General features: G+C 61.4%; 14 protein-coding genes. 8 read left to right on the plus strand and 6 right to left on the minus strand.

The window, feature by feature from the left end; all coding sequences use genetic code 11:
- Positions 1–12: 12 nt before the first annotated feature.
- The gene (locus BH93_RS24020; RefSeq protein ID WP_037173462.1) at positions 13–486 is read right to left on the minus strand and encodes a DIP1984 family protein; all 474 of its coding nucleotides are present in this window, start codon (positions 484–486) and stop codon (positions 13–15) included.
- A gap of 149 nt (positions 487–635) precedes the next feature.
- Complete coding sequence (locus BH93_RS24025; protein ID WP_037172974.1) at positions 636–1,133, minus strand: MarR family winged helix-turn-helix transcriptional regulator; 498 nt, start codon at positions 1,131–1,133, stop codon at positions 636–638.
- Positions 1,134–1,260: 127 nt separating this feature from the next.
- Between BH93_RS24025 and BH93_RS24030 the strand changes: the two genes are divergently transcribed.
- From BH93_RS24030 to BH93_RS24045, 4 genes are all read left to right on the plus strand, one after another.
- A complete protein-coding gene (locus BH93_RS24030) occupies positions 1,261–2,265 on the plus strand; it encodes an EamA family transporter (RefSeq protein ID WP_080738983.1) in 1,005 nt (334 codons plus the stop codon).
- 125 nt (positions 2,266–2,390) lie between these two features.
- The gene (locus tag BH93_RS24035) at positions 2,391–3,713 is read left to right on the plus strand and encodes a glycosyltransferase 87 family protein (RefSeq protein ID WP_242459052.1); all 1,323 of its coding nucleotides are present in this window, start codon (positions 2,391–2,393) and stop codon (positions 3,711–3,713) included.
- Positions 3,710–4,468, plus strand: a complete 759-nt coding sequence (locus tag BH93_RS24040) for an acetyltransferase-like protein (RefSeq protein WP_052064994.1) — start codon at positions 3,710–3,712, stop codon at positions 4,466–4,468. The genes BH93_RS24035 and BH93_RS24040 overlap by 4 nt, the downstream gene beginning before the upstream one ends.
- A 149-nt stretch (positions 4,469–4,617) precedes the next feature.
- Positions 4,618–5,502 (plus strand): hypothetical protein, encoded by an 885-nt coding sequence (locus tag BH93_RS24045; RefSeq protein ID WP_052064995.1) that lies wholly within the window; start codon positions 4,618–4,620, stop codon positions 5,500–5,502.
- Between the two features lie 57 nt (positions 5,503–5,559).
- Here the strand turns inward: BH93_RS24045 and BH93_RS24050 are convergent, their stop codons facing one another.
- Together BH93_RS24050 and BH93_RS24055 are read right to left on the minus strand one after the other, a co-directional pair.
- Complete coding sequence (locus BH93_RS24050; RefSeq protein WP_052064996.1) at positions 5,560–7,011, minus strand: DUF6924 domain-containing protein; 1,452 nt, start codon at positions 7,009–7,011, stop codon at positions 5,560–5,562.
- Between the two features lie 37 nt (positions 7,012–7,048).
- Positions 7,049–7,780: a dienelactone hydrolase family protein gene (locus BH93_RS24055; protein ID WP_037172978.1), complete on the minus strand. Its 732-nt coding sequence runs from the start codon at positions 7,778–7,780 to the stop codon at positions 7,049–7,051.
- A gap of 269 nt (positions 7,781–8,049) precedes the next feature.
- On the opposite strand from BH93_RS24055, the gene BH93_RS24060 reads away from it, so the two are divergent.
- Positions 8,050–8,427: a PLD nuclease N-terminal domain-containing protein gene (locus BH93_RS24060; protein ID WP_032376442.1), complete on the plus strand. Its 378-nt coding sequence runs from the start codon at positions 8,050–8,052 to the stop codon at positions 8,425–8,427.
- 26 nt (positions 8,428–8,453) lie between these two features.
- On the opposite strand, the gene BH93_RS24065 is transcribed toward BH93_RS24060, so the two are convergent.
- Entirely contained in the window at positions 8,454–9,014 is a 561-nt protein-coding gene (locus tag BH93_RS24065; protein ID WP_037172980.1) for a TetR/AcrR family transcriptional regulator, read from the minus strand.
- A gap of 85 nt (positions 9,015–9,099) precedes the next feature.
- Between BH93_RS24065 and BH93_RS24070 the strand changes: the two genes are divergently transcribed.
- Positions 9,100–9,840 (plus strand): SDR family oxidoreductase, encoded by a 741-nt coding sequence (locus tag BH93_RS24070; RefSeq protein ID WP_037172981.1) that lies wholly within the window; start codon positions 9,100–9,102, stop codon positions 9,838–9,840.
- A gap of 20 nt (positions 9,841–9,860) precedes the next feature.
- On the opposite strand, the gene lepB is transcribed toward BH93_RS24070, so the two are convergent.
- Positions 9,861–10,598, minus strand: a complete 738-nt coding sequence (gene lepB / locus BH93_RS24075; protein ID WP_037172988.1) for a signal peptidase I — start codon at positions 10,596–10,598, stop codon at positions 9,861–9,863.
- Between the two features lie 40 nt (positions 10,599–10,638).
- Between lepB and BH93_RS24080 the strand changes: the two genes are divergently transcribed.
- Both BH93_RS24080 and BH93_RS24085 read left to right on the plus strand, forming a co-directional pair.
- The gene (locus BH93_RS24080; protein WP_037172989.1) at positions 10,639–10,980 is read left to right on the plus strand and encodes a hypothetical protein; all 342 of its coding nucleotides are present in this window, start codon (positions 10,639–10,641) and stop codon (positions 10,978–10,980) included.
- 34 nt (positions 10,981–11,014) lie between these two features.
- On the plus strand, positions 11,015–11,896 hold the full coding sequence (locus tag BH93_RS24085; protein WP_037172990.1) for a hypothetical protein: 882 nt from the start codon (positions 11,015–11,017) through the stop codon (positions 11,894–11,896).
- The last annotated feature ends 4 nt before the right edge of the window (positions 11,897–11,900 follow it).

Consider the following 11,900-nt stretch of genomic DNA (forward strand, 5'->3'; position numbering starts at 1 on the left):
GCATGTGGTGAGCTACTCGATCAGGTCGAACTCCCAATTGACGCGTTGGATCTCCAGGTCCACCAACCGAATCCGTTGGGCGATATCGTCCGCAGCAGAGCGCAATTCGGCAACCGGAAGAGCTGCAACGTAGACCAACTCCGATCGCAGTTGACGCGGGCCGTACCTGCGCTCCTGATCACGTCCCGACGCCGCGTCCGCCGCGGCGGAGATCGCCCTGTGCCGCATACGCAGCACGTCGCGGGACGCGAGCGCATCGGTGATGGTTCCGTCCCGCATCGTCGCGGTGCTGTTGGTCCGGTTGATCCTGCGGATGAGTACTTCGAGCCGATCGAGTGCAGATCCGTACTCCAACAACAGAATCGAAGCATCCTCGGCCGGTGATTCACCGTCCTGGTGGCGGGCATTCGCCAGAATCCGAATCTTCAGATGTTCGGAGCGCTTGATCAGTTCCCCTCGTTCAGCGAGGGCCTCGGCAAGCTTCATGATCTGCACCTCGGTGTACTGGAACCGGAGGTGGGATGACTACGGGCGCTCATGCGCCTTTCGACGTATCGAATGTGTTCATAGAACAACAAGTACTACAGTTCGTCGCGATACGGAAGGTCTTGTGCGAGTGACCGATCGCCGCACCTTCACCGAAGGTCCAGGAGAAGCTTTTTCAACAAGTCTGCAAGTTGGCTGCGCTCATCCGGATTCAATGACCTGAGCAGAGCTTCCTCGTTGGCCACGTGCGCGGGCAGCGCGGCATCCACTGCGGCAACTCCGTCCGGTGTCAATTGCACGATGACCACCCGACGATTGGTGGGATCGATTTCCCGCTCGATCAGCCCTTTGTCGGTCAGCCGGTTCAGACGGTGCGTAACAGCGCCCGACGTCACCATCGCGCTGTCCAACAACTGTCCGACGGTAAGGCGATGCGGAGCCCCAGCGCGTCGGAGCGTCGCAATCAGATCGAATTCACCTGGCTGCAAACCGAATTCGATCAACACAGCCTGCGTGCGCTTGTCCAGAACGGACGCTGCTCGGCTGATGCGGCCGATAACGGCCATAGGGCTGACATCCACATCTGGCCGCTCGGCCCGCCATTGCTCGACTATCCGGTCCACTGCGTCGAGTGCCTCGTTCGCCATCGACCAACCACCCTTCAAGACTTCAGCGCTCAATTGTTTGACATTCTGCCACGGCAGTTCTACCGTTCAACACTAGATAGTTGAGCGTTAAGATGTTGAACGACACGATGCCAGAGATGAGCCAACAATGCGGACACCTCGCACGCAGACACAACCAGCCGATTCTCGACGCCTCCCGCGTGACATCGCGCCCTCGACTCTCGGATTGACGGCCGCTGCCGCGCTCGCTCCCATCCTCTGGGGCACGACCTATCTGGTGACCACCGAACTTCTTCCTCCGGATCGGCCGATGACGGCCAGCGTCCTGCGTGCGGTGCCCGCCGGCCTACTTCTGCTGCTCGTCGCGCCAGGCATCCCTAGCAAGGGTTGGCGACTGAAGACCGCAACCCTCGGCGTATTGAACATCGGCGTGTTCTTTCCGATGCTGTTCGTGGCGGCCTACCGACTACCCGGAGGGGTCGCCGCAGTCGTCGGGTCTGCGCAACCACTCATCATCATCGCGATATCCACGGGGTTCGACTGGGGCCGCACACGCCCCGTGCAGATCGGATGGGCCCTCGTCGCCGTCGCCGGGGTCGCACTGACGGCCACATCGGGCACAATCCGACTCGACGCAATCGGTCTCGCCGCTGCAGTAGTCGGAACGGTCAGCATGGCCACCGGTGTCACTTTCACGAGACGCTGGGGCGTGCCACCCAACACCAACCCGCTCAATTCCACTACGTGGCAATTACTCGTCGGCGGCATTGTCATTTCTCCGCTGATTCCGATCGTCGACGACGGTCCATGGGCAATCGATACCGAGGCCGTAGTCGGCTATGCCTGGCTCGCAGTGATAGGCGGTGCCTTGGCCTATTCACTGTGGTTTCGCGGTGCCCGCGCTCTTCCTCCCGCCAACGTCACGCTCCTCGGCGTGCTGAGCCCTCTGACTGCGGCAGTCGTCGGATGGATCGCACTGGGACAGAACATGACCGGACTTCAATGCCTGGGGTTCGGTATCGCACTCATCGGTTCGATAGCCGGGCAGTTCGTGCGACACGGACCCGAAGCCGATTCGGCTGGCAAGAAACACGGCTCGTCGAACCATCCTCGATACCAACTGAATTCCTTGTTCCCGTCCAGAAACAAGTAGTGCATCTGGATCGCGGCGTCAATTCAGGGACTGAATCCGGTACGTTGTGACGACTGATCCATAAAACGACCGGTCAGTCCGTGTCGCGTCCCTGGTCACAGCCACAACGTTCTATCGTGTCTTTCATGACGTCGTCCAGCTACATGCCGTTACGAACCGAAACTGGATCGCGTACGCATGCTGGGCAAGAGTCGTTCGTCGAAGGCACACGCGCGCAGTCCGTTCCGATTCAACCTGGACAGAACACGCCGGATCGCTTCGGTCCTCGATGGCTGGCGGGATCGACCCTTGCAGCGTGCATCGCCATCGCAGCACATGCGTACTTCCTGGGATGGAAAGTGCCGTTCGGCCTCTTCGGCAACGGAATAGACACCATCGTCTACCGACACGGCGGCGAGGTGGTCCTGAAAGGTCAGCCGCTGTACGAGTTCGCACTGTTCGATGTCGGATTGCCCTTCACCTACCCGCCGTTCGCGGCATTGGTCTTCACCCCGCTCGCGCTGCTCACCGTGACGACTGCCGTGACACTGCTGCAGGCGATCAATGTGCTGCTGGTCTACGCGACGGTAGTCCTGAGCTGGCGGGCGCTCGGATATCGAAGCGTCGGAATGTATCTGGTCAGCGCGCCGATGGCGATCGCGTTCACCTGGCTCGAGCCCGTGCGCATGACCATCTGGCTCGGGCAGATCAACCTGCTGCTGCTCGTCTTGGTTCTGTGCGATCTCAGCCGAGGCGAGGGCAGTCGTCTCCGCGGTGTCGGTGTGGGAATTGCTGCGGGGCTCAAGCTGACTCCCGCGTTCTTCGTCCTCTATCTGCTGGCCGTCAGACAGTGGCGTACGGCGCTCACCGCGGGTGCCGCCTTCATGGTCACCGTTGCAGCAGGATTTCTGATCATCCCTTCCGATTCGTGGAAGTTCTGGACCGCGACGATGGTCGACTCCGAACGGATCGGCGCACTCGCGTCACCGGCGAATCAGTCGATCCACGGAGCCCTGGCTCGTCTGTGGCCGGGTCACACACCGCCGTTCATGGTCTGGTTTGTCATTGCTGCCGCCGTTGCCTTCCTCGCTCTCTGGACAGCTGCACGCGCGCACAAAGCAGGTAAGACGTTGCTGGCATTGGTGATCTGCGGCCTCGCGACGCCGATGGTGTCTCCTTTCGCATGGGGTCACCACTGGGTGTGGTGCATACCGTTGGCCATCGTCGCCATCGACTACGCCATTCGCCGTCGCACTTGGTGGAGCTGGCTGGCACCGGTAGCGGTCACCGCACCGATGATCGCCTGGTACTTCACCGACTACCGCGGAATCAAAGCAATCGGAATCTTCATGTTCGAGGGATCACCCGCTTTCGAGGCTGCCGTTCAATTCACCTACCCAGCAGTCTTTCTGGCCATGATCGCCGTCACCCTGATCTCATCGTTCCACCACGGCAAGATGAACAGGTGACCGTCACCGTTTCCGTTCTCGCCGATCGTCCTGATCTCGTAGAACCACTGTGGAACATGGACTCGTCGTGGCCGACGTTCATGACCAAAGATCCGATCGGTTCGATGTATTTCGATCCCGCCATCTTCGAGCTGTTCGCCGACTACGTCCTCGTGTGTCAGGACGAGGCAGGTGCCGTGGTCGGTAAGGCCGTGTCCATACCGTTCCATTTGCCCGACGCCGCCGCGCTTCCTACCGACGGCTGGGACGGCGCGATCAGACGCGGCATCTCCACCCGACTCACTGGTGAGACCGCCAATGTTGTGTCGGCGCTCGAAATTTCCCTGACTTCGAGCTCCCAGGGACGAAACCTGTCGATGACCCTGCTGGCTGCTCTTCGGGACAACGCCGGACGACTGGGGTTCAGCGAACTCGTGGCTCCGCTCCGCCCCAACGGCAGAACCGATCTCGATGAGCCGATCGCGTCGTACATCCACCGAACTCGGCCGGACTGCTTGCCGGTCGACCCGTGGCTGCGCGTCCACGTCCGTGCCGGCGGTCGCATCGACAGTGTTGCGCCGCGGTCGATGGTTGTGCCAGGAACACTCGGCGAGTGGCGGGAGTGGACGGGTCTGCCATTCGACCGATCTGGGCCGGTGCACGTGCCGGGGGCACTGGTACCGGTAATAGCCGACGTGGAGCAGGGGACGGCCGTGTACACCGAACCGAATGTGTGGGTGCGGCATCCGACCGGTACGCAAAGCGATGCTGAGTAGCCTGAAGTATGCGTAGATCCGCTCGGGCGATTCTAGTGATCGCCCTGTGCGGACTGCTGACATCTTGTGGCCACATACTGCCGTTCGTCGGAATCGAGACCGAGTCGTACCGACCACCCACAGCAAGCACCACGCGGACTCCGAACTGTATGGCCGAGGACATCGTTGCCGCACTGGGCGGCTCTGCGTCGTGGGATCCGAACGTCACTGTCGATGCCCCTACGCCTGGCTATCCCCCGCGATATTTCGAGCCGGTCGAAGTGCTCAGATGCGAACGGGCGCTCAGCACCGATAACGTTCTGACGTTGGATTCGGCGCGTCTCCGCGGGGACGTCGACGCCGCGATGGGCGCGTTTGCAGTCCCCTCGAAACGTTTCGCGAGCGGCATCACAGCGAGCTGTGCATACGAGGTCCGAGCACCCGCCGGACTGTGGTTCGTCGACGCATCGGGTCGAGCGTTTCGCCCTGCCTGGCCTGCCGAACCGTGCGGGCTACGAGACGAACCGCTGCGTGTGTTGAACGACCTGGACGAAGTCTCTCGATCCGTCTATCCCACCGGATACGACCACGACTACGCGACCTTGTGTTCGGGCCCAGCTACGACCGGGGAATTTTACGAGACCTCCGACGCTCACGTCGCTAGTGCAGTCGAGCGTCAACGCGCAGGCGATCTTATGGTTCCTCCTGCTTTGGTTGCACCCACAGACGATGTCGGATTTCTGCAGATCTGCACGTACCCGGTGTTCGACCGCTCCTCTGCCCTGCCGACCGAGTACGGGACCGTCCCTGGAACGTCCTTCACCCTCGACCGGCCGGACAGCATCGAATTGCTCGGCTACATCGCCGACGCACCCGTCGCGCAGCCATGCTCGACTCCGGCTACACGGTTCGCCTGGGCCGACCTGCGTCGGCCCGATGGTTCCGGAACTGCCCGCATCACAGTCGAATTGGACGGGTGTCGACGCGTCGCAGGATTGGGGTTCCTCCGAGAATTACCACTCGAGGCATACGACGTCCTCGCCCGAGATCGGTAACGATCCAAATCGGAGATGCTGCGCGGGTCAGTGAACCGGCGGCGGACAGCGACGGCCCTACCCTCCGAATCCTCGGAACACTCCGTCGTCGTCTGTGTTCTCGGAGAAGTCCTCGAAATCCATGTTCGCGATGGACAGATTGTTCTCGATCGACGCGATCTCGGACAGAACTACTCGGAATGACTGTCCAGGTTGATGACCCGACTCTTCGGGTCCGGTGTCGACTACCACGATCGGGCTCTCGGGATCGGTGATCGTCTGGTGGTCCGCGAGAAAGACGTAATAGATGGGGCTCTCACCGATCGACGCCAGAAGGGCATCGATCGTCAGACCGTCGTACCGCTCATTATCGATGCACGTCAGGTTGACATAGAAGTCCGTCTCGTCCCCGCTACCGGGTGCCGTAACGGACGCCACCAGCTCGCGCCATGCGATGTCGTCGCTGAAGTCCGTGCGTATCAGCAGTGAGATGCCTCCCTGGTCGTCGAGGTAGTCGTCCAGCGTGCGGTCGGTGCCGATCACCGCATCCAGTTCCGACCGGCGTCGCTCATCTTCGTCCCGCTCCAGGGTTTGTCGGATTTGATCGACCGAGCTACTCGGTGGATCTGGCGTCTCGATGGATGCGATGATGCGCTCGCAGTCCTCGGGCGACATGGACGTGAACCCCCGAATCTCGTAGGTCCACGGCCCGTTGTCCGCCCGATACACGGCCGGCATGTTCTGAACGGACCAATCCAATTGCGGTTCACCGAGTTCGGTGATCCACTGACGAAGCAGCATCTGTACGAACTGACCTGTGACGTGCAGATCGAGTGCGCCGGTACGCACGTCTCCGCTCTGTGGTTGGTTGGTAATCCGCATGGGGAGCCAGGTGATGACCGGTTGAGGCATGCCAGCCAATTCACGGAGTTCAGCCTCGCGCTTTGCTTGCCCTGTTGGAACAGCCTCGTCGGCCTGTTCACGGATCGGACCGGACCACACGAAGATCGACGGATCGAAATCCTCGTCCAGAACCGGGTTCGCCAGCTCGAACCAGGCCGAATCACGTCTCCATGACAGGGCGATGCCCAGGACTGCGTCGATAACGTACGTGTCTTCCTGTCCGTTGGAGGGATCATGAATCTTGACCTCCCAACCCACACGGCCACGAACTTCCACTCGACGAGGTGCAGTGATCGCCTCAACCGATTCTCGCCCGGAATGCGCCTCCACGTGAGGCCACCGCGCGTACGCGTGCAACAGCCGTCCCGGACCGCCGCCCATGGTCGACATCATCCGGTGCGGTGACTTTTCGGAATGCACCATCACGCCGTCGTCTGCGACGCGATATTGGTCGGAGTCGTTCTCGACGAACGTGACCTCACCCGAAAGTTTTTCGTGTCGCCACAGCGATTTCGGCGTATGCCACACTCTCAGCGAGTAATCGCCTGGTCCGTAAATTTCTGCACGAACGGACCTGCCCATCGTGCTGTAGCTGAGTCCCCGAACCTGTGGCCACGTCATCGACATGATCGCAAACCTTACAGTCGCACCCCGCCGAAAGGAGCTACTTCAGGTGCCGGTCGAAGAATCGGTTTGCATCATCGCTTTCGAAGTACGGGACACCGGTATGCCCACCCATATTGGCGTGCAACGTTTTTTGGGTCGAGCCGAAAGCGTCGAACAAATTCAACGCCATGTTCCTGTCGTTTCCTTCGTCGTCCCATTGCAGAAGAACCTGCAGCGGAACGCTCACCTGCTTCGCCTCGTCGAAGGTGGCGCGGGGGACATAGCTACCGGCGAACAGCAGCGCAGCCGCGACTCGTGGCTCAACGGCGGCGAGTCGAACACCGATGGCCATCACACCTCCCGAATAGCCGACAGGTCCAATAACTTCCGGAGCAGTGAGCAACGAATCGAGAGCAGCCTGCAACTCAGGTACCGCCTGCTCGACCAGCGGAAGGACGAGTCGATCGATGATGTCGTCGGTGACCGGTTCGCCGGCTCCGACTGCTCGGCGCAGATCTGCTCGCGCCTGCTCGGCGACGACAGATCGCGGACGCATCCCGCTGCCCGGTAGTTCGAGGGTTGCTGCGGCGTAACCTGCGGTCACCGCGTGTCGCGCCCGTGCGGCAAGACGCGAATACATCATATCGAGACCACCGGGATGGCCGACGAGAATCAAAGGTGTTGGAACAGTGTGGAATACCGGAGTCCACAGGATCCCGGGAATGTCGCCGAGTGTGAACTTGCGTTCGAGAACGTGATCATCGAGACGTTGTTCGGACGTGAAGTGCATGGTCGTGCCTTTCGGGAGAGCTGATCAACGGCGCTCCCGGACCGACCTGCTGTCAGATCGTGTCACTCCGAAGGAGCACCCATATCGGTACTGCGTTCACGGTTACCGCCTCCTTCGTCTCGTACGTCGCACAGAAGGTAGCAGGGGACAACGCACTCGGCCAGCGAATACTTTTCGCCCGGGCCGTGCTCTTCCACTGTCGAATTCACGATTCTCCCGCTACGATCCTCGATACAACAGACCGGATGGTCTCGAGCGTGGAGGATCGAATGCCGTACGTCGGTTTGCTGGTGATGCTGCTGTGGGTGTTCTGCCTGATCGACGTGATCACTGCCGATGACGGCGGGGTCCGGTATCTCCCCAAGATCGTCTGGCTGCTGCTCGTGGTGTTTCTACCGTTTGCAGGATCGCTGGCCTGGCTGTTCGCGGGACGCCCGGTTGGGGGTGGAATCTGGGGAGGTCCAGGCGGCGGCTCCGGCTACCGGAGGGCAACCAACTCCGAGTTCCCGGAATACGAGACGCGGCCCGGGCGACAAGCTGCACAGAATCCTGAAGCCGACGCCGAGTTTCTGCGTCGCTGCCGAGAACGGGCCGAAGAACAGCGTCGCATCGAGCGTGAGCGTCGCAACCGCGATCTCGGGTTCTGAGCCGTTTCCACACCCCACCTGAGCGATCAGCGAGTGTGAGGGGTCCGCAACCCGTCGAGAACAATTTCCAGTAGATGGCGTGCACGCTGGTCCCATTCACCGGCGTCGAGACGGGTGAGATACCCGATGAGCAGGATGACATCGCGCGCGTCGACGTCGGGCCGGATGGACCCGTCGGTCTGACCGGCGTCGAGCAAGACCGTGACCGCATCACCGATCGGCCCCAGACTGTGCGCCGACAAGCCCTGCCACACAGCATCTTCGACGGCAGCCAAGACTCCACGCTTGATCTCGGCATACTCGGCGACGCGGGCAAACCACAGACGAAGCGCGTCGATCGGCGGGTGGTCGGCAAGCAGCCTCGGGGCGGCCGCGACCAACTCCTCGACGTCACTCCGATAGACCTCCGACAGCAACGCCTCTCGGGTGGGGAAGTGTCGATACAACGTTCCTTGCCCCACGCCTGCACTCTTGGCGACCGCATTGAGCTTGAAATCGTCGGACTCGGCAATGATCCTTCGGGCCGCAGCGATGAGCCGCGATCGATTGTCGACCGCATCGGCGCGACGTACTTCCTCGCTGTTCACGAAACTCCATCCCCTAAGTGGACACCTGTCCGGTACGCTTCGAGAGCAAGCGGACACGTGTCCATTTTAACCGAAAGGTCTCGACATGGGCGATCTCAGCGACAAGGTAGTAGCCATCACCGGCGCAAGCAGCGGCATCGGGGAAGCAACCGCACGACTGTTGGCCGAGCGCGGTGCTGCGGTGGTGCTCGGTGCCCGACGAACCGACCGGCTGAGCGACATCGTCGAGGACATTCGTGCACGCGGAGGACGTGCGAGCATGCTGACGGTCGATGTTGTCCGCCGTGAAGATCTCGTCGGTCTCGTCGAACACAGTGTCGCCACGTTCGGCCGGCTCGATGTACTGGTCAGCAACGCCGGGGTGGCCAGAACCAGCCCGATGGCCGATCTCGATGTCGACGGGTGGGCCACCATGATCGATGTGAACCTACGAGGAGTCCTGCATGGGATTGCCGCGGCACTGCCCACCTTCCGCAAGCAGGGTAGTGGGCACCTGGTGACGACCATTTCGACGTCGGGTCTGAAAATTGTTCCGACCCAGGCGGTGTATGCGGGGACCAAGAATGCCGTCCGCACGCTCCTCGAAGGACTCCGGCAGGAGTCGACGGACGGGGTTCTGCGCACCACATCCATCTCACCCGGGTATGTCCGAACCGAATTGGCCGACCATATCGACGACGCCGAAGTCCGAGACCAGATCCACCGCAACATGTCCGAGTTCGCGATCGCTCCGGACGCCGTCGCCCGGGCCATCGCCTTTGCGATCGAACAACCGCAGGATGTCGAGATCGGCGACATCACTCTGCGACCTACGGTTCAGAACTGAAGTCGGGCCAGCCGTCTCGCTCAGTGTTGTTGAATCGACGGCGAATCGATGGTTCCCCAGCGCGAGGGTGGCAACACGATCAGACGCGCCTTTCCGATGACATCGTCGACCGGAACGGTGCCACCCAGTTCATCCCTGGCATGAGATCTGGAATCTGCTGAGCCGCTTCGATTGTCGCCCATCACCCAGAGATTGCCAGACGGTACGGTCACCGGGCCGAAGCAGCGACCGGATTGCGGCGTGGTCTCGCACGTGAGCGTGTTCGCGACGAACGGGAAGTCCATGACGACGTACGGCTCGTCGAGTGGCCGCCCGTCTACTTCGACGCGACCCTGGGAGTCGCAACACTGGACGGTTTGCCCGCCGGTTGCGATGACTCGTTTGACCAGATCGTTCTCGTCGGGCGCGACCAGTCCGGCCCACGAACCCACGTCTTGCAAAGCCTTGGCGATCGGGTTGGTCGATCGCGTCGAGGTGTAGCCGACGTTCCACGACGACGTCGGTGCCTTGAACACCACCACATCACCGGGCTGCGGATCACCGAAGCGAAAGGTGATCTTGTCCACCACGATTCGATCACCTGTACACCCCGGACACCCATGCAGCGTGGGCTCCATGGACTGGGACGGGATCAAGTACACCCGACCGACGAACGTTTGCAGCAAGACACTCAGCACAAGCGCGACGACAACGAGTATGGCCGTCTCACGCAACCAGGACGGGGCTTTGCGTCGCTGACTGTCGAGTGCTTTCGTCATCCTGGAAGTCTAAAGCCCTCCGTCGCGTATCGTACCGAGCATGCTGTTTGTCGGTCTTCTGGTCGCTGCGCTCGGTGCGGTGATGATGACGGTCGCGACCAGGCAACTGTCGCACGCGAACGAAGGCCACTACTTGCCGGCGATCATCGGTAAATTCGCGGTTGCATCTCCTATGAACGTCACAGCTCTTCGGGTGCGAGCGCAAGCCGTCGTCGTCGTCGCTACGTTGATAGTCCTCGAAGCGACGTGGAATTACACTGCGCCCTGGCCGTCGATCATGGCCACCTGTGCGACCCTCGTTGTGCCAGTTGCAGTTCCAGTCATCGTCATCACCTCCGGACACAACAGCCGTCTGTCGGATTCGCGTCGCCCTACCTCGTGAGCACCTCGGTCGCACCAAAAGGAGAACAACCTCGATGAAGTGGTTCGTGTCGGCCCGCAGTGCCGAGACCATCAGCAGCACCATTCGTACTGGCGAATCAGCAGATTGGGACGAGGCCGTAGCGCAGGCGATACAGACCGGCCGCGAACTGACGCACGCGGACGACGGCACTCAGCTCGGCCCCGCGCGGAACTATCGAATCGGCGACGGCGAGGGGGTGTCGACCGCCGACGGCAGCAGTACCGCGAGCGAAGATGACCTCCGACGACGCATACAGCAGCAAACCGAGTACGACGCCGGAGTCGTGAACCCCGCTCCGCATCAACCCGCGTCCCCCATTCAGTCGGGGTCCGTCGCGGAACAATGGGACCGAATCTCCCAGTGGCTCAGAGGCAACCTCGCGTCCGTCTCGATCGCCGGTGCCACAGACGAACAGATTCAGGACGCAATGCGCTCAACCGGCGGCCTGTGGCCCGAGGAATTGACGTCGTTCTTCCGTCTGGTCAATGGCTTCCCCCGCGAAAACTGGGTTTCGATCTTTCCTATGCACGAGCTGTTCGATGTCGACCGCACCGTCAGCGAACGTCAGCTCGAGCTCGACATCTGGGGCGAGATCGACGCCGAGATGGGTGCCGAACCTCAGGTCGGGACGTCAGCTGGACAGTACGTCGGAACCTACTTGCCTGAATTCATTCCGTTCGCGGGAGCAGACGGCTACCTGCTGTTCGTCGACGCTCGGTGGGGCCCTCTCCATGGCTGCGTCACAGAGTTCCAGAAGGTCGACGCCGACGGCGCAGGCCCCAAGTGGCCATCGTTGAGCGCGATGTTGACGGACTTGGCCGATAGCCTCGAGACCGACACAGTCTTCGACGGTCAAACTCCTGCCGTCGTCGACGGCCGATTGCATTGGAAATAAGCAG

Origin of the sequence: Rhodococcoides fascians A25f (assembly GCF_000760935.2) — a bacterium.
In the GTDB taxonomy this organism is placed as follows: Bacteria; Actinomycetota; Actinomycetes; order Mycobacteriales; family Mycobacteriaceae; genus Rhodococcoides.